General features: G+C 67.5%; 14 protein-coding genes. 7 read left to right on the top strand and 7 right to left on the bottom strand.

The features are described 5' to 3' along the window. The first annotated feature begins 68 nt into the window (after positions 1–68). Positions 69–4118, top strand: coding sequence for a ThuA domain-containing protein (locus tag KBX63_RS26860; RefSeq protein ID WP_247663251.1), 4050 nt, complete (start codon positions 69–71; stop codon positions 4116–4118). Between the two features lie 263 nt (positions 4119–4381). Here KBX63_RS26860 and KBX63_RS26855 read toward each other — a convergent pair whose 3' ends face one another. Then, positions 4382–4642 (bottom strand): LUD domain-containing protein, encoded by a 261-nt coding sequence (locus KBX63_RS26855; protein ID WP_307871860.1) that lies wholly within the window; start codon positions 4640–4642, stop codon positions 4382–4384. 210 nt (positions 4643–4852) lie between these two features. On the opposite strand from KBX63_RS26855, the gene KBX63_RS26850 reads away from it, so the two are divergent. Both KBX63_RS26850 and KBX63_RS26845 read left to right on the top strand, forming a co-directional pair. Continuing rightward, complete coding sequence (locus tag KBX63_RS26850; RefSeq protein ID WP_210916022.1) at positions 4853–5590, top strand: hypothetical protein; 738 nt, start codon at positions 4853–4855, stop codon at positions 5588–5590. A gap of 305 nt (positions 5591–5895) precedes the next feature. Further along, on the top strand, positions 5896–6291 hold the full coding sequence (locus KBX63_RS26845) for a hypothetical protein (RefSeq protein WP_210916017.1): 396 nt from the start codon (positions 5896–5898) through the stop codon (positions 6289–6291). Positions 6292–6858: 567 nt separating this feature from the next. Here the strand turns inward: KBX63_RS26845 and KBX63_RS26840 are convergent. The 3 genes from KBX63_RS26840 to KBX63_RS26830 are packed head-to-tail and all read right to left on the bottom strand — an operon-like array spanning position 6859 to position 9616. Next, the gene (locus tag KBX63_RS26840) at positions 6859–8166 is read right to left on the bottom strand and encodes a helicase-associated domain-containing protein (RefSeq protein ID WP_210916016.1); all 1308 of its coding nucleotides are present in this window, start codon (positions 8164–8166) and stop codon (positions 6859–6861) included. Beyond that, a complete protein-coding gene (locus KBX63_RS26835) occupies positions 8159–9310 on the bottom strand; it encodes a hypothetical protein (protein WP_210916015.1) in 1152 nt (383 codons plus the stop codon). Before KBX63_RS26835 ends, KBX63_RS26840 begins: the two co-directional genes overlap by 8 nt. 6 nt (positions 9311–9316) lie before the next feature. After that, positions 9317–9616, bottom strand: a complete 300-nt coding sequence (locus KBX63_RS26830) for a hypothetical protein (RefSeq protein ID WP_210916014.1) — start codon at positions 9614–9616, stop codon at positions 9317–9319. Between the two features lie 69 nt (positions 9617–9685). Here KBX63_RS26830 and KBX63_RS26825 point away from each other — a divergent pair, with 69 nt between their 5' ends. Further along, the gene (locus KBX63_RS26825; RefSeq protein WP_247663243.1) at positions 9686–10348 is read left to right on the top strand and encodes a hypothetical protein; all 663 of its coding nucleotides are present in this window, start codon (positions 9686–9688) and stop codon (positions 10346–10348) included. A 212-nt stretch (positions 10349–10560) separates the two neighbouring features. Here KBX63_RS26825 and KBX63_RS26820 read toward each other — a convergent pair whose 3' ends face one another. Next, a complete protein-coding gene (locus KBX63_RS26820; protein ID WP_210916013.1) occupies positions 10561–11157 on the bottom strand; it encodes a hypothetical protein in 597 nt (198 codons plus the stop codon). Positions 11158–12406: 1249 nt separating this feature from the next. Between KBX63_RS26820 and KBX63_RS36535 the strand changes: the two genes are divergently transcribed. Together KBX63_RS36535 and KBX63_RS26810 are read left to right on the top strand one after the other, a co-directional pair. Next, complete coding sequence (locus tag KBX63_RS36535) at positions 12407–13612, top strand: trypsin-like serine protease (protein WP_210916011.1); 1206 nt, start codon at positions 12407–12409, stop codon at positions 13610–13612. Between the two features lie 85 nt (positions 13613–13697). After that, positions 13698–14288, top strand: coding sequence for a hypothetical protein (locus KBX63_RS26810; protein WP_210916009.1), 591 nt, complete (start codon positions 13698–13700; stop codon positions 14286–14288). Positions 14289–14318: 30 nt separating this feature from the next. Here KBX63_RS26810 and KBX63_RS26805 read toward each other — a convergent pair whose 3' ends face one another. Together KBX63_RS26805 and KBX63_RS26800 are read right to left on the bottom strand one after the other, a co-directional pair. Then, on the bottom strand, positions 14319–14552 hold the full coding sequence (locus KBX63_RS26805; protein WP_210916007.1) for a hypothetical protein: 234 nt from the start codon (positions 14550–14552) through the stop codon (positions 14319–14321). A 185-nt stretch (positions 14553–14737) separates the two neighbouring features. Then, entirely contained in the window at positions 14738–15526 is a 789-nt protein-coding gene (locus KBX63_RS26800) for a DUF1883 domain-containing protein (protein ID WP_210916004.1), read from the bottom strand. A 797-nt stretch (positions 15527–16323) separates the two neighbouring features. Between KBX63_RS26800 and KBX63_RS26795 the strand changes: the two genes are divergently transcribed. Then, positions 16324–16941, top strand: coding sequence for a hypothetical protein (locus tag KBX63_RS26795; RefSeq protein WP_210916002.1), 618 nt, complete (start codon positions 16324–16326; stop codon positions 16939–16941). The last annotated feature ends 1516 nt before the right edge of the window (positions 16942–18457 follow it).

Here is an 18457-nt window from a genome sequence, read left to right as displayed (position 1 = left end):
CCGGTCGATCCCGGCACGACCGCTCGGCAGCGCATGTCCGCCATATCCCAACCTGAAGAGGAGTCGAGATGGCTCAAGGACGCCATTTCCGGTTATCCCGCTGGGTCGGACGACGGCTACGGTCCGACTCGACGGCCACCCCACCACCGCCTGCCCGACGGCGGGCCATGCGCCGCGCCGGTGCCCTCGCGTCGAGCGCCGCGCTGGCCCTCGGCGTGCTGGGTCTGCCCGCCCAGGCCGCGAGCCCGACCCCGGTCAAGGCCGCGGCCGCCGAGGCCGCCGCGGCGGTCAAGGTGCTGGTGTTCCACGGTCCGGTGGCCCAGCAGGACGACCCGGTCAACCGGGCCGTCACCGCAATCCGGAGCCTCGGCGCGGACCACGGCTTCTCCGTCGACGACTCCAGTGACCCCGGTGTCTTCACATTCGGCAACCTGTCCCGGTACCGGGGCTTGGTGTTCCTCTCCGCCAACGGGGTGACGCTCAACGACGCCCAAGAGGCTGCGTTCCAGGCGTACGTCAAGGGTGGCGGCGGGTTCGTCGGTGTGCACGACGCCGCCCGCGCGCAGCCCAGCTCGGCCTGGTTCACCGGCCTGATCGGCACCCGGCCGGCCGCCAGCCTGCCGAACGCCGAGAAGCCCGTCTCCGCCACCGCGAGCGCCGAGAACGCGCCGAACGAGACCGCCGCGAAGGCGATCGACGGGTCGACCGGCACCAAGTGGCTCACCTTCAACCCGACCGGCTGGCTCGCGGCAAAGCTGGCGAAGCCGGTCGTGGTGAGCCGCTACGCGCTGACCTCGGCCAACGACTTCCCCGGCCGGGACCCGAAGAACTGGACCCTGCAGGGCTCCCAGGACGGCACCACCTGGACGGACCTGGACACGCGCAGCGGGGAGTCCTTCCCCCAGCGGTTCCAGACCAAGCAGTACAGCTTCACCAACACCACGGCGTACCAGCACTACCGGCTGAACATCACGGCCAACGGCGGCGAGCCGTTGATCCAGCTCGCCGAGCTGTGGCTGATCGGCCCGGACGCCGGACCGGCCCCGGACACCACGGTGCAGCAGGCCGTGGTGGACTTCACCGACCGTCAGCACCCGGCGAACAAGGGGCAGCCGCTGACCTTGACCCGCTCCGACCAGTGGATCAACTGGGACCCGAGCCCGACCGGCCGGGTGCACACCCTAGCCCAGGTCGAGGAGGGGACCTACAACCCGGGGCTGAGCGGCAACGGCGCGTTCCACCCGATCTCCTGGTGTCATGACTACGACGGCGGCCGGTCCTTCTACACCGGGATGGGTCGCACCGAGGCCAGCTGGACGAGCGACACGAAGTTCCAGAGCCACCTGGTCGGCGCCATCCAGTGGACCACCGGCATGGTGCGCGGCGACTGCCAGGCGACCATCGCGTCGAACTACCGCATCGAGCGGCTCACCACCACCAACCAGCCCGGGCAGCTCGACCAGATCGGCGAGCCGCACGGCCTGACCGTCGCGCCGGACGGCAAGGTGTTCTACATCGGCAAGGCGGCCTGCGCGTCCGGGCCGGTCGTCAACTGGGACGACCCGAAGGTCGGCCTCGGCTGCGGCACGATCCACCAGTGGGACCCGAAGACCAAGCAGGTCAAACTGCTGACCACCCTCGCCGTGATGGGCAACCGGGGCAGCGGCAGCGAGCTGGTCAAGAACGAGGAGGGCCTGGTCGGCATCACTCTGGACCCGAAGTTCGCCCAGAACGGCTGGGTGTACGCCTACTGGATGCCGCACGAGTCGATCGACCGGGACCGGCGGATCGGCCAGCGGACCGTCTCCCGGTTCACCTACGACGCGGCGAAGCAGTCCCTCGACCAGGGCACCCGCAAGGACCTGCTGCACTGGGATACGCAGATTCACAGCTGCTGCCACGCGGGCGGCGGGATGACCTTCGACGAGTCCGGCAACCTCTACATCGGTAGCGGGGACAGCAACTCCTCCGGCGGCTCCAACGGCTACGCCGGCAACAACTGGACGCAGGAGTACAAGGGCGTGTCGTTCCAGGACGCCCGGCGTACCTCCGGCAACACCAACGACCTGAACGGCAAGATCCTCCGCATCCACCCGGAGCCCGACGGTACGTACACCGTGCCGGCCGGCAACCTGTTCACCGGCGAGGAGCAGGGCGGCGGCAAGACCCGCCCGGAGATCTACGTGATGGGCGTCCGCAACATCGCGCGGATCGCCTGGGACCCGGTCAACGACTGGCTCACCGCGGCGTGGGTCGGCCCGGACGCCGGTGGCCCGGACCCGAACCTCGGCCCGGCCAAGTACGAGACGGCGACCATCATCACCTCCTCTGGCAACCAGGGCTGGCCGTACTGCATGGGCAACCGGCAGCCCTACCGGGACCGCAGCAACGCCGACGCCACCGTGCTGACCGGCTGGTACGACTGCAACAACCTGAAGAACGAATCCCCTCGCAACACCGGTCTTGTCAACATCCCGCCGGCGCGGGACAACATGATCTGGTACTCGCCGCAGGGCGGTGGGCCGGTCTACCCGAAGCGCACCGACGGGAGCGGACTGCCGACGTACCAGGCGGGTCAGGAGACCTTCACCCAGCCGTACCTCAAGGGCGGCGGGCAGGCCATCATGGATGGCCCGACCTACCAGCGGGAGAACGTCGACACCGCCAGCGGCGTGGCGTGGCCGGCATACTGGGACAACAAGTGGTTCATCGGTGACCAGTCCAACGCCAACAACCGGATCGCGGTCACCGTCGACCCGAGCAAGGTCGACAGCCACGGGCCGCCGGCCTTCGCCGAGGACCTGCGCAGCATCATCCGTTCGGGCAGCGGCACCACCCAGCTCCAGTCCTGGATGGACGCCAAGTTCGGGCCCGACGGTGCGCTGTACATGCTTGACTACGCCGGCGGGTTCTTCAGCCTGCACCCCAACCAGAAACTGATCCGGATCGCCTACCAGGGCGGCCCGGCGACGCCGAACCCGAACGACGCTACGGCGCGGGCGGTGTCGCAGAGCAACCCGAAGACGATCGCCTTCTCCAGTGCCCGGACCGGCGGTCTGAAGTGGGAGTGGAACTTCGGTGACGGCAGCGCGCCGTCACACGAGGCGAAGCCCACCCACACGTACGCGGACTACGGCACCTACCAGGCGACGGTGAAGGTCACCTACGCCAACGGCGAGGTCGCCACCGGCACGGTCCAGGTCGTCGTCGGGTGCGCCGCGCCCGACGGCCGGCAGACGGTGCGGATGCTCGACACCGACACCGGCGTGGCCAACCACCAGGCCGGCGGCGGCTGCACCATCAACGACCTGATCGACGACGAGCGGATGTGGTCCAACCACGGCCAGTTCGTCAGCCACGTCAACGACGTGGTCAACGACCTGCGGGCGGACGGCGTCGTCGACAACCGTGAGGCGACGACGCTGAACCGGGCGGCGGCGCAGTCGGAGATCGGCAAGGTCGCCGGCTACCAGCCCATCTTCGACGGGACGGCGGGTTCCCTCGCCGACTGGCGACAGGCACCGGGCGGATCGTTCGCGCTCCGGCCGGACGGGTCGATCCGCAGCTCCGGCGGGCTGGGCATGCTCTGGTACGCCAAGGACGAGTTCGCCGACTTCTCCCTGCGGATGCAGTTCCGGGACGTCTCCGCCGGCAGCGTCTACGCCAACAGCGGCGCCTTCGTCCGGTTCCCGGACCCGAGGATGCCGCTGGCCGAGCGGCCGGAGGGCAGCTGCGGCACGTTCGGCTCGGCCCGGAGCTCGGAGGCGTGGGTCGCCATCTACTGCGGTCACGAGATCCAGATCTACGACGGACCCACCGGTGAACCGCAGAAGACCGGTTCGATCTACAACTTCGACCCGAACGGGCTGGACCAGGCGGGGGCGACCCCGAAGGGCCAGTGGAACGACTACGAGATCCGGGTGGTCGGCCAGCACTACACGATCATCCGGAACGGTGTGGTGATCAACGAGTTCGACAACACCCCGGGCAAGGCGTCGTCCCGCCAGGGCGACCCGCCCACGGACCTGCGGCAGTTCCTCAGCGGGTTCATCGGGTTGCAGAACCACGGCACCAACGACCTGATCGAGATCCGCGACGTCAGGGTTCGCGAGCTGTAAGCGGAGGGCGTACCGGGTACGGGGGATCTACCCTCCGTACCCGGCACTGCCGTTGGTGCTCAGTGCGCGCCGTACGCCGGCTGCCGAACGACTCCATGGTGGTCAACCCCTCCCGCACCAGTAGTCCGACCATCTCTGCGCCGACCGACGCAGGCAGCCGGCCGGATCGGCAGAAATGGTTGTCGATGATTCTCGGTGTTGACGTCCGGCCGAACAGGGTGTGGTGGCCGGCAACGTATGGCTGGCTGGGCGACATGGCGCGACTACGGTGCCACCGCCACATCGTCGCCCACCCGCCGTGGGCCGTGTACCCCCTCGACCCGGTCGAACTCGATGTCGCTGGTCGCCGACGGACCGGAGATCCAGCTCAGCGGTGCTCGCGGGTCGAGGCGGGTGACCGCTTCGGGCACCAGGTAGACGATCTGGTCGGTACGCACGACACACATGTGCCGGTCGGGCACCAATGTCAGGGCACGCCGACCCCTCTTGAGCCTCTCCGCGCCACGGTGACCGGCAGGAGGCACGCCAGATGAGAGCCACACCAAACCGCAGTGGGCAGCCGATGAGAGAGCCACCCCGCCGGTCACCTCGACCAAGCCTGGCCGGGCTGCGGTCGTAGCACCAGTAGATAAGTAGCCGATGAGCGTGCGTAGGGAAGCATGTCCGGGCGCGCTCGATCAAAGGCAGCCGACCCGGCTTAACGGAGTGCCGCGTCGGCAGGCGATGATCGTGGGGTGGGCATTCCAGTATCCCTGCGCGAATCTCTGCACGATCCGGCGTTCTGGGCGCGGTACACCTTCGCCGCAGAGGACGGCCCCGGCGCCGATCGGCTCGGCGCCCTTGAAGAGCTGCTCGACGAGGACGAGGACGACGATGACGAACAGGAAACGGCGCTCAACGTCGCCTTCGACGTCGGCGGCGGCCACCTCGTCCTGCTCGACGTTGACACCCGGCTCGGCTCGTACGAGCTGGGCATCACCGGACCTGGCTCCGCCGAGCCTGCCGAGCTGGGCTGGGACGATTTGGCGCACTGGCACCCGTACGCGCTGCGCTGGTCGGAGCTCGATCTGATCTGCCGGGCAGTCGCCGTGCCGGATCCGCAGCTGTCCCACCCCGGGGCGCCGATGGCCCTGCTATGCCGGTTCGCCGCGGTCTTCGAGGACGACGACGTGGACCGCGCCGTAGCCGGCGTCGACGCGGCGTACGCCACACTGCGGCCCAAGGGCTGGGACGGCTACTGGCCCAGTGGCGCCGACTGGCTCGAACGCGCCGACTTCCGCGGCCAAAAGGTGGTGTGGCACCGCGACGAGGCAGGCAACCTGTGGGCCGAACAAGACGACGACCACGATGCCGACTTCTACAGCACACGGGTAACACCGTCGGCGGAGGCCGGTGAGCACTTCCCGCACACCCGGCTCAGGAATCTGCTGGCTGCCGCCGCGACCACGGTAGCGACCGGATCCCGACCGTAACCCCCTGGAAGCGGCGCCTTCGCACTCGCGGGCAACGCGGACGTGGTACGAGTCGGACGACGCGGTTGGGTCGATTGCGCGCATTTGCCGCGATGAGGGCGGCCGGGCTGATCGACGCGAAGCGGACGAGTGGATGAGGCGACATTGGGATTGAACGAGGAGTGGCTGACTGCTCGGGCGGCGCAGGTCGAGGCGGCCGCCGTGCGGGCGCTGAGGGACGTCGTGTCGAAGTACCCGTTCGAGGCGGGTGATCATCGTGTGGGCCGCCGTCCTCCGCGGCGGAACTGGCCGCGCTGCACGAGCGCATGCCGTGGGTACCGGATGAGCTTTTTGCCCTGTACCGATTTGTCGGGCCGCTGTCGCTGTCGGACATCACCAACGGCTACTTTCTGCACCCTCCGGACAGTGTGATCGGCAACCTGTATCACGACGACGGGCGTGCCGACCGGATCAGCGAGCCGTTTGCGGAGGACGTCGACAACGTGGTCTTCGGCAGCAACGGAGGCGGCGACCTCTACGCCTTGGCAACCACGGACGGCGGCCCGGTTTACCGGTTGCAGGAGGCCGTCTACGAGGTCGGCATCTATCACGGCACCGAACGCGGCATCACGGTCGTCGGCGAAGACCTACGCAACTTCCTCGAGGAGTTCCTAGCCGCGGTGGGGGCCTTCGCCGACGACGGAAGGATCACCGATCTCTGACCCGCTCGACACGCCAATCGACTACCGATAGCGCGTCAGGCTGTCGGGGGACACTCATCTCATCTGCCGCCGCGCGTGAGGTGTGATTGGTTGCGGGACTTGATCAAGGGAGTCTGTGCATGCGGCGAGGGCGGGGTGGACCATGATGGCCGCGGCAATGCCAGCCGTGGAATCGTCAGCCCGCATGGCCGCCGCCAGCGACGTGCGGTCACCGCACATCGGACTCCTTGAGTTCCCGGCGTGCATCGAGGTGACGGCCGAGCGCAGACGGGTGTGGGACGGCTGGCCGGGATCTACAGGTGCCACCGCCAGGCGGTGGTTTCGGCTTCGAGTGCGAGCGTTCGGCGTGGGCGGTGTCGCGGACCTCCCGGCGGCGCTCCCGGGTCAGGTGTAGCTGGACCAGCAGCAGGGAACAGGGCGGCGAGCAGGCCGAGGACGGCCAGTGCGGGCGCCCGCAGCAGCGCGGGAGGGGATGGCCGCGGCGAGGACGGGCTCGGCATGCACGAGTCCCCCAGCCGATGCGGTCTGCCCTGCGAGTAAGTGGTTGCTGGGCCGCCGCGGCCTGGTTCATCCCGTTGGGGTGGCGATGGTGTGTCCGAGGGTGCGCAGCGTGCGGCGGAACTGCTTTTCGTGTTCGACGGGTACGGCGAGATGGTGGTCGCCGACGAGGGTACACAGGGTGCGGAGTTTCGGGTCGCGGGCGATGAGGGCCGCGAGTGGTGCGTCGGCACATTCGACGAGGCGGACGAGGCCGCCGTCGCGGATCCTCGTCGCCCGGGTGGTCACGTCATCGACGAGGACGGCGAGCGCTGCCGGCAGGTCGTGCGTTGCACGATCTGTCAGGAAGGCGACGAAATGGCCTAGCTGCCGGCCGGTGTCGACTGCGGCGAGCAGCGTGTTGGCGCGCACGGTCCAGACCCGGTCGCTGGTGTGTTCGGCGTGGGCGTCAAGGATGAGCCGGTCGGCGGCGGTGGGGTCGCCGACGGCGACGATGTCGAGGGTTGGCAGGACCTTCAGGGTCCGTTCCGGCGCCGTGGTGCTGGCGGGTGGCTGGTAGTTGCCGGTCAGCCCGAGTGCGTGGGCGCCGAGCGGGTTGAGTCGGATGGCGAGCAGTCCGTCGTAGCGGCTGAGGCAGTCGAGGTCGTCGGAGCCCCAGTTGTCGTGGTAGTCAGTGCGGGCGCCGGCCGGGTCGGTGTAGTCGATGTCGATGAGGCCGAGGGTCGCGGCGTACTCGAACACCACGGCGAGGGTGTACCGGCCTTCGAGGATCGGCCAGTCGGCGAATCCGCTGTAGCCGAGGCTGCCGTACTGGGGGTCGACGAGGTACAGCTTCCACAGTGCGCGTTCGCTGCGGGCGATGGTTGGAGAGGTCTCCCGTTTGCGGCGCATGGTGGCGAACAGGTCGTCGACGGCGATCCACTCGTCGCGTGGGCAGCCGGCGAGGGCGGTGGCGACGGCTTTGCGGCGGGTCTTGACCGAGGTGAGGACGTTCGCGGCGCGCTGGCCTTTGATCTCGTCGACCCGCGTGAGCTCGTCGAGCACGGTGGTGGTGATCCAGGATCGCCAGAGCTGCCGGATCGTCGCGGCGGCCGGTTTGGCCAGGGCGGCGCGTCCGCGGTCGGTGAGTTGAAGCCGGCCGCTGGCGAGTTCGGCCAGTCCGCCGGCTTGCAGGAGCAGTGGCCATGCGAACGCCGCGATCGGCTCGTCGGGGTAGAAGTCGCCGTCGTCGAGCACTTCGGCGATTGCGGCGACGGTCGCGGCGGCTGGTCGGCGGGTCGTTTGGCTGCACCGCAGTCGACCGGCCGCCACGAGTTGCAGCACAGTGTGCAGGTTGATCTGGGCCTGCGCGGCGGTCGGCCGGACGTGTTCACGCATCGAGGCCTGCCAGTTCGAGGCGTTCGAGCAGGCTGGGCTTGCGCGCGTGCGCCGTTCGTAGCTCGGCCAGCCGCTGCCGGAACGGCGTGGTGTTGCCGTCGCGTTCGCCGAGGTCGCGTAGGTCGACGAGGAGTTGTACGGCTGTGTCGTACTCGCGCGGCCTCTTCGTGGAGATGAGCTCGCTCACCTGCTGCCAGGCGTTCGGCTGGTCAACGGTGAGGGTGTCGAGGTGCCGCTGCCGGGCGGCCACCGCGAACCGTTCCCGGCGGGCCCGGTCGTGTTCGCGCTGCTCGGCGTCTCGGCGCTCCCGCTCGGCGCGGAGGTCTGCGGCGGTGGCGAGCAGTTCCCCGGCGGTGCGTGGGGCCTTCGTGGTGGCCGCGTCCGTCGGATGCGCGTCGCGGTACCGGCGCTGCAGCCGACTGCGCAGGTGACCGTCGCTGCCCGTGATCAGGTCGGTCAGGATGGCGTCTTTGTCTCGGGTGGGCAGTTGGAGGACCCAGGTGCGGAGCTGCGCGGCGGTCGGTTCGTCGGCTGCGGTCTGTGTCGATCCGGCCGCCGCGGCCGTGAGCAGATCACGGTCCATGCACAGGAACTCGGCGATCGCGGTGAGGGGCGCGTCGAGCGTGCCCAGCCCGGCCGGGACGGGCGGCTCGGGCTCGTCGTCGGCGAGCTCTAGGGACTGCACGCAGCGCAGCCAACCCATGTACAGCAGGCGCAGGTCGCCGGCGGCGAGGCCGGCCCGGACCGGGATGATCGAGGCGAGCAGGCCGTGACCGTCGAGGTCCCACTCATCGGTACCGTCCTCGTCCTCCCGGTTGAGGCGGACGATGACGTGCCTGCCGGTGGTCCAGGCGAACGCGCCGTCGCCCACGCAGTAGTCGGCGACGGTGGCGGGGTCGAGCACGTGCTTCGGCAACCGCAGCATGAGCTGGCGGGTGCCCCAGTTCGCGAGGTACAGGTGCGCGTCGAAGTACCGCTCCATCAGCTTGTCTGGGTCGCCTTTGAAGTTGCCCCACTCGTAGGCGTTGACGAAGCTGGTGGCGGTGATGTCGGCCCGGGTGGACAGCGAGCGCAGTTCGGCCTGCTCTCGGGTCGTGAGGGGCCGGTCGACGGCGGTGAACTCGTAGTACTGGTACTCGCTCACCGCGGCTTACCGCCCCGCCCAGTGCCGGTAGGCGTCGATCCAGGCGGCGCCATCCGGTGCAGGGGTGGGCAGCGGCAGGTCGAGCAGGTCGATCCTCTGCCGGTGGCGGCCCCGGGCGCAGACCGCGACGATGCTGTCGGCGGTGAGGTCGACCTTCTGCATAATTACCTCCATGCCGAGGACGGTGGTGGTGAATGGCACCGCCAGATGCTCTTCGATCATGGTGAACAGGCCGGTGAGCTGTTCGTCGTCGTTGTACGCGTCGACGGTGGCCTCTTCGATCGCCGCATCCCGCTCCGATGCCATCGGCGGAGAATAGCGGATCCGCCCCGGGGTGTTCGAAGCCCGATACCCGAGGATGGTCCGGTGGGTTCCGTGGACGAATTCGTCGGCCTTCGCCGCGAGGTGGAGCGGTTGCGAGCGGAGAACGCCCGGCTGTCGCGCCTGCTGGAACTGCGCGGTCAGGACACGAGTCCGGTGCCGGAGCAGCTGTCCGCGTCGGTCGCTGCGCCAGGGTTGGTCACGATGGCCTCGCCGGTGGGGGACAAGCTGGCGCTGTTCGCCGATTGGTTCCGGGCCCGCGTCGACGTGTACGCCGTGCGATGGGAGAACGCCCGCACCGGCGCTGCCGGGTGGATGCCCGCAGTTGCCGGCGGGTGGCGAAAGGGCATGGATCGGCGCGGCGTCGCGTACTTGCCCCGCACGCCGGAGGTCGTCGCCGCGCATCTCGTCGGTGACGTGTTCATGGGGCTGTACCCGCTGCTGTCCAGCAACACGTGCCAGTTCGTGGTGGCAGATTTCGACGGCCCGACGGCGATGCAACAGATCGAGCAGATCAGCGGCAGTAGTCGACGCCCGCCGACAGCAGTCTTGATCTTTGCAACGCAGGGGTCGGCGATCGCTCGGCCGGCGATCGCAGCGAGCACCCGCCGTGCCATTAGCGCGCCATTGGGCGAGGACAGCATGGGCCAGCCGAGGCCACGAGAGACCGCCGAGAGAGCGGGCCGCCAAGCCAGGAGGGCAGCCCCAGATCGATAATTCCCAAGCTGTTCCTGGGTCTCTTCGGGGCGCCGCACATGCGGGAAAATGGACACGCCAACCGCCCGAGGCCCGCAATCAAAGCCGTGGCGCGGGGTGGGAGCATGGCGGGCCATAGCTGTTACCTGCAGTTTGTCACTCTGGCCGTCGGCTGGGGAGCCCACTTTCGGGTCAGCTGGCAGTGCGGGTTCGATTCCCGTCACCCGCTTCACCTACCGAATGTGGCCAGCGGCTGCCCGCTCTGCCGCGAGCCGCTCCCGGACCTCGGCGGCGAACCGTGGGTGCGCCTTTACCCGTACGGAGAGCTGGTCCCGCGACACCTGCGCCCCGGCGAGCCGTTGCCAGGAGAACGCCGCCATCACCAGGGCCATGACCAGTGCGGCGAGCAGCAACGCGGCCGTCACCCATAGCATGGTGCCGTCCACGCCGTTGGCACGCATGCGCGATACGGCTGCGAACGTGCCCAGCAGTGTGAGCGCGCCCGCCACGCGGCCGAGGACCTTCACCCGGTGGTGGAGGAGCACGCACCGCGCGCAGTAGGGCCAGGCGACCTGGATTGACCGCATGTTTATGACGATGGCGACGAACGCGACGACTGGTAAGGGTGCGAGCATGGGCGCCACCGCCACGCCGAGGAGAAACGCCAATACCAGCGAGGTGACTGCCGCGATCAGTGTCCAGCCAGGCGACGTCCGGCCGAACCTGGGGTGGTGGATCTCCTCGGCCGGCTCGCCGTGGCGGGCGCAGACGCCGGGCAGCGTGTGTCCGTGGGTGCTCGCCCAGGCGACAGGCACGTCGATGTCTTCCATTCATCCTCCCCAGTGATTGAGGGAGGCATCGTAACGATCGATCCGGCCTCCGCGTTGCCCCCTGCGAGGCTTCGAGGCGGAGCGATCCGGCCTTGTGTGCCAGGTGCGCGCGGCATACGTACGAAACCTCCTTGCCCTTGCGGGCCTTCCACAAGGTCTTGCCGAACTGGCGGCGGGACGCGGCCGCCATGACAACTGTCAACGCCGGCTCAAACTTGACCCCTCTGTTCCGCGTAGAAGGCCATGGTTGGCTTAGGCATGGCCGAGCGGGTCACGTTCGGGGTGGCGCACCGACGCATGGCCGACGAGTACCAACTCCTGATCCCGGCGGACTGGCAGTCGCTGCCGGTCCCCGGGCCGCACGGCTGCAAGTTCCCTGAGTCGGCTGCGGCAAGCTGTTCAATCCCCAGGGCACCTGCGTCGTGCAGAACCACGGACCGGTGATGTTCAACCTCGCCCGGATGTGCTTCTGCCCGCCGCCCCGGACGTTGAAGGGCCCGGGGCGAGGTGTCGCGCCTGACTCAGTGAAGCGAGCGTCAGGTGGCCGCCGGCGCCGTGCCGTGCCGTGTGAGCAGTTGGGCGGGGACCGGTGTAAGGCGTTCCGGCGGCTTGGCTGGACGACTAGTGACCAGCCCGGGTGACGTAAGTCACTTCCGGTATCGCGGGTCGCATTCGGTAGTACCGGAAGTCACTTTGCCCATCTGCCAGAGGTGAATTTTCCGGATACCGGAAGTGACTTTCGCCCAACGACCCAGCGGTGACATCGCCGCCTACCTGCGCAGGACCGGGGCACGGACTACGTGCTCACCGAAAAAGCAACAGGCCCGCGCTGCTGGCCGCGATCGCCGCCCGACTACCGGCGGCAACAGCGGCGTTGAGCTCTGGGCGTACCGGAGACGACACGGTTACACGATGCATTGACACTAATGAGATGATCGACTAGCTTCGAGTCAGGACATTCGGCGTCGTTGTCCTCACATCGGAACACGGGGGTAAACCGATTTAGCAATCGAGCCCAATGTGCCACCATGCATTGGCGTTTCTACTCTCTGTCGTGTGATTGCGGCGGATATTCGGCCGTGCGCCACCCCAGTTTCCGGGTGTCAAGCCTAAGAACGAAGCGGAGTCGGATGCTTTGATTGCTTCCGACGTCAGCGTGAGGAGAGCAATGACACGAAGCCGATCTCGTCGACGGTTCGCAATAGCCTTCAGCGCATTGCTACTGGCGTTATCGATCGCGCCTGGGGCTGTGCAGGCGGATCCGCCCGCACCAGCGGCCAACGACCCGCAACTGACCGACAACCAGAGCCCGGAACTGCTCGCCGAAATGCGTCGGCAGGAGAAGCTGCACCCAGCGGCGCAAGCTCTACTCGAGGCCGCTATGAAGCTGCCAAAGACTTCAGGTTACGCTGGCGTGGCGTACGAGGGAGACGGCGTCACGTTGTATTACAAAGGTTCACTGCCGGCCGCCATGGCCAGCGCGGTTGCCGACGCCCGCCGGATTGGGCCCGTGACGGTAAAGATGGCTGCCTTCTCACGCGCTGAACTGCATCGGGCGCAGGCACAACTGGAGGCTGCGGATAAGCGGGAGCACAGCACCATCCAGGCGATCGGAACGCGGGACGACGGGTCTGGGTTGCACGTGGAGCGCATGCCCACCGCAACCGCCGAGAAGATGCGGGCCAAGCTGGCCAACAAGGGCCTGACCAGTAAAGACGCGGACAGCTTGGTGGGCGGCCTGAACTTGGGCGTGCCGGTAAAGATGACCACCGCGACGGCACCCATCAACCCGCTGAGCCGGGAGAGCGACTTTTCGCCGTGGAGTGGGGGCGCACAGTTCGAAACTTGGCGCGACCTAGAGAAAAGGTCGGATTGGTGCACGACCGGGTTCACCGTGGCGAAGAATTCGCGGACGTACATGCTCACCGCAGCGCATTGTATGACGGCACCGGACGTGGCCTTCAACGGCCACTTTGACGGCGATACCTACTTTGAGCAGATCGGCCCGGTCTATCAAGAGGACTGGGAACATGATGTCCTGCTAATCGACGCCCCCGGAGAGGCCTGGATCTACGATGGCGGGGTCAACACCACAATCAGAAAGCCCGTGCATAGCTGGGGTTACCGGGCGGTCAATGAATTGCTTTGCCAATCGGGGTCAAGGAGCGGTACCATCTGCGGCCTTAAGACCCAAGGCGGAGAGTACACGATCAAGGGTGTGGACTCCGATGGCGAGCTCACATATATGAGCGATTTGGGTCTGGTGGAACAGATCAACCACCTCGCGGCCGGTCAGAACGGGGACAGCGGTGGTCCCGTCTTCTCGCTCGACGGAGATGGCGTGCGGGCCAAGGGAACTGTCACGGCGGGGGGTAACGCCCCTTATTATTTGTACTTCGCGGATTTGGACCAGGTCGTTGGCGGCCCGTTGGCCGCAACCCCGCTGACTCAGTGATATCGTAACCACCGGCACCACCTCGGGCGCCCAACTTTAAGTTGGGCGCCCGAGCAGCGCTATTACTCGAAATCAAAGGGGCGGTATGCCAGCCAGTTTTCATGGATTATCGCTGATCGTCCGGATGGGAGTCATCCCAGGGCTTATCGTTTTGCTGGCGGCGTGTGGGGCCGAGGATGACACCGCGGCCGTGAAGCAGCCCGGCCCGCCCACCTGTCCTGCCACATTCGTGAACAACGCACCCACCAAGGCCAGCCGCTACGGTGACCTCGTGCCCGAGGGAAGCTCGACGGCGCTGCTGTGCGTGTACTCATTTCCGCGTACCGGAGACCAGTACCCACTGCGTCAACCGATCCCGTTAGCCGCTGACAAGATGGACGGTCTGGCCGATTACCTGAACACGCTCGACCCGGCCGACCTTGAAAGCAACGCTTGCACGCTCGCGGGTCATGATCAATATCAAGTCATCCTTGGCTACCCAGACGACACCAAAGTCACGGTAAGGGTCGACTACAACTGCGGGATCGTATCCGCCGTCGGCGCCGTCCGGCAGGTCGGCCAAATGAAGACGCTGTTGGGGTTCTGGCCCGAGCGGGCTGTCAAGACATACCGCACCCCGGCGCAGACTCCAAGCAGCCCACAGATCCACTCCGGCACCGCCGCAACTGGCAACTAACGGGCGGGCGGCCACGTTAAGCGTCGCCGGCTACGGCGCCGCGACCAGCCGGCGATAGTTACGCGCTACCGACAGATCTTGCAGCAGGCCTGCTACCAGGCCGACGCGGATCCGCTCAACGAGCACATGCTGCTGGTGCAACGGCACCACCCTGCCCAGGCGGCGACACCGCCGGAGCGGCGGCTTCAGTTCGCTGTAGAGCTGCTCCATCTCGGCGGCGGCGGTCACGGCGCCGGTGACGTCATGGCCGGTGTACTTGCGCACGAGCTATAACGTCACACGACTGTCCTCTCGCTGGTGTCCGGCGGATCGACCTCGACGAAGCCGAAGAGCCGTTCGATGAGTTGTAGTGCCTGAGTCCGGTAGCGGTCGGCGAAGCCGCGGCAGATGGCCGGCTTGGCCTCGGGGTGTACTGGCGGAGAACACTTATTCGTAGCGTGCGGTATTCCTCAGGCCGCACCCGCGTCGAGGTCAGGCCGGACGACGTCGGCGATCTCGGTGGCGATCTCCTCGATGGTGTACTGAGCAGTACTGCGGGCGATCTTGTCTGCGAGGGATGGGCTCTGGCTCATCACTTCGTCCTTGGTGATCTCGTGCCAGATGGGCAGCAGGCTCTGTTTGCCGGAGACCTGCATGGTGATGAGACCGTCAAGTTCGTACTGGGGCCAGCCTTTTCGGAAGAAGGACTGGGAAAGCACTACGATGCCGAATCGGCTGCGGGCTAAGCCGGCATCGATCTTGCGGCGGAGGCTGTCGCCGATGCGCAGTTCGAACGCGTCGAGCCAGACGGTCACACCCAGCTCTCGCAGGTGCTCGGCGAGTGGAGTGACGACCGCTGGTTTGTCCTCGCTGGCGTGCGAGATGAAGACATCCCAGACCCGGGAGTCGTCGGCGTCGAGGGAGGGTGGTGCTTCGTGGCGGATCTGACTCAGCGGGGCGGTCGTACTGCTGCTGCGCAGTCTCGGAAGCGGCGGCGGCTCGACGGACACGGTGGCCCGCACTGATCCGCGCAGGCCCGCCATGTCGATCGTCACGTGCCAGCGGCCGTCGCGTGGGATTGGGAGCCGGACAGGCGACTTGGTCACGAGGCCTCCGGCGTAGCGATGCGCACGGCCGTTCTTGTAGCTGGAGAAGTTGCTTGAGTCCATCAAGCGCACGTTCGCGGCGTTCCCACGGAGCTGGACGACGACGGTGGCGCCGCGCTTGAGCTGACCGAGGTCGAAGTGCTGGAAGTTCATGCTCCCTCTCCAGGATGTCGTGGCCGTCAGGCCGGTGGGGTTCGTTGGAGCTGTCGTCGCCGCGTGTAGCCACGAACTGCGCCCAGTCACGCTTGGCCCAGGCCGTCCATCGCACGGCGGTGGTGATGTGCAGACCGGTCAGGTCAGCCAGGACGGAGGCGGGAAGTTCGGCGGCGAGTGCGAGCCGGGCTGCGTTGCGTCCCGCGAAGGTGTTGATGCCGGCGCGTTTTAGCCGTGTGGCGATGGCGTTGTCGTGGGCTGGCCGGGTCGCGATCTGCCCGGGGAACAGCCAGCCCGGGGACGTGTTGATCCGAGTCAGGGTGGATCGGACGCCTGCGTGGTTCTGAAGCCGGTGGATCAGATCGGCGAGGCGGGGTGGTAGGCGGAGTTGGTGGCCGTCGATCAGGAGGTGAGTGTGGTCGGGATCGCGTAGGAGGTCAGCGCCGCGTAGGTGGAGCACCCGGGTCAGCGGCAGCGCGAGCAGCAGGATCAGGGCTCCGGCAACGCGCAGATCCAGGGGAAGAGTCTCGTCGGTGAAGCAGCGACGCAGTTGGGCGGCGCGGTCGTCTTCCTCGAGGAGGATCGCCGGTGCCGTCCTGGCGGCCATCGGGACATCGAGCCCGGTGACCAATCCGCGGTCGTGGGCCCAGGCCAGGAAGTAGCGGACCGAGCGACGTGTGGTCGCACCCTCCTCCAGCCACCGGTCGAGGACGGGGTTGCGTGAGTGTGTCCAGGGTCAGATCGCGCTGGTCGAGCCAACTGAGCAGTTCCAACGCGGTCAGGATCCGGGCGCGTGCGTGATCGGCGCTGCCGCGGCGGTAGTCCCCGTTGCGAGTGGCGGAGCGGCGGGCGCGGCGGATGACGAACCACTGGGCGAACGGCTTGACGGTTCGGACGTGATGGCTGGGCTTGCCGGCGAGGATCCGGTCAAGCCAGGGGCCGAGCCGTTCGAGATGTTCTTCGCGGGGCGGGAGGACGCCGGTGGTGACGAGGACTTCGCGGATGTAGTGCAGGGGCTGGGTCTGTGGCTGTTGGTCAAGGATGTCGTGGGTGAGGGGCGCGGTGGTGATGGCGAACTCGCGCAGGAGCTTCGCCGAACGGCTCTTGGCGAGCCAGCCGAGGACCGTCGCGGGGTTGCCGACCCCGGTCAGCGCTTCCTGCAGCGGACGGAGTTGCTCGGCGACCTGACCATCGGGTCCGGTGAGCAGGTCGGTGAGGCGTTCGGCCAGGACACAGTGGAAGCAGCGCCGGTCGCAGTGGATCTCTCCGCTCGACCGCAGTCCCGGCAGGTGTCGGTCAGGTCGACCCCGACGCAGGGCCCACAGACTGATCCGCCTTCGCCGTTCCGGGCGATCAGCGGCCGGACCTGGTGGCAGGTGCGGCATTCGGCGGGATGCCGACGGACGTACTCGTAGCAGCCAACGCAGACGGGACCGGCTGGCCATTCCGCCTGAACCGGGCGGCTGCGGCCGCAGCGGAAGCAGGTCCTCGGCGGACGCGGTCGGCAGCATTGCAGATCGGACGTCCAGAGCCCGCTCGGTGGCAGGGTCGTACCCGCCCGCAGACCGAGCAGGCCACCTCCTGCCCCTGATAGCAGCCGTAACACAGGTCCGGACTGCCGCCGCCGGCTCGCCGGGCGACGGGGCGGTGCTGGCCGCACCGACCACAGCGGCGGGCCGGTGCCCGGTAGCACGCGGCGCAGACCGGCCCGTCCGCGGTGATGGCGCTCGCGGGCCGTTGCGCCGCGCACGAGGAACACGTGCGGACCGGCTGCGGCTGGTCGTACAGCCATCGGTACAGCCAAGGAAAGCCGCAGCCGCCGACGACGCCCGACAACCACGGACGGGCTGACCGGGGGTGTGACCGTCGGACCAACCATCCGCGACCTTCTTCTAATCCCAAGGCCGCCAGGCTTACGGCATCCCGCTACGGTGCGGCCCATGCTGAGGGAGTTTCGGCGGCGGGAGTTTTCCAGCCTGACCGCGTGGGCTGGTGGCGACGGTCCGATGCCGGCCGAGGTTGACGTCGTCGGCGTCGAGTACCGGGGCCGTCTGGGGCACCGGTCCTCGTATGGCTTGCTCATGGCGCGTGCTACCGACTCTCCGGGGGTCCAGCTCGACCTTAATCCGGTGCCCGTTGCGCTCTCCGTTCCGTGTGATGAAGTCACGTTCGGGCTAACAGAGCCGGAGTACGCCGAGGCCCTTCACGCCGCAGGCCGCGATCTTGCTGGGGGTCTGGTCATCGGGCCATAGGGGAGGGCTTGTACGGCTCCTCGGTTGTGGTTTTCACCCGCCTGGTCGCTGTCATCTCTCTGCTGTTGGCAATGGGTCTGGAGTCGGCTGACGAGGTTGACATTTGGGCAAGCTGGGACAGAGCGTGGCCTGAACCGCCTCGTAAGGCGTGAGTAGCCGCCATTGCGCGAACGCGAGCTGTGACGTAGCGGCCCTGCGCCGGCAGTTGCCGGACGGACGAACCTGGAGCGGTCCGCATCTAGTCCGCAAGAGGTCGACGGACAGCGGGGGAGCAGTGTGAGATGTCGAGAGCATTTCCGCTGCTAGACCCCCACGCGCGAAGGTCGGCGGGGCGGGCATTTTGATCCCATAATCTCTCGGTCGCCGTGCCGTTGCGTGCCCGTTGGGATGGGCGACGGCGGTCAACGGCGGTTAACTACTGGACGTGACAGCCAGCGTGGCGGCGCAGGTAAAGCCAGCTCACTGCCGAGCAGCTTCCGCCCGTGTCCACATTTTCTAAGCCGTGCGGGCTGTCGAAGCAGGTCAAGCTGCACGGTTACGGCCCAGGGCCCTGGCAAAGATGCTCCTATAGATGTCAAGCCGCGAGTTGAAGATCGTTTGCTGTGATGAGCTGGTAGAGCTCGCGGGCGACGTAGCGCTTGAGGCAGCGGATGATCTCTTTCTTGGACATGCCTTCCCT

Origin of the sequence: Micromonospora sp. U21 (genome assembly GCF_018070045.1) — a bacterium.
Lineage (GTDB): Bacteria > Actinomycetota > Actinomycetes > Mycobacteriales > Micromonosporaceae > Micromonospora.
Note: the sequence above shows the minus strand (reverse complement) of the source record. Positions and strands in the feature narration are given on the sequence as shown.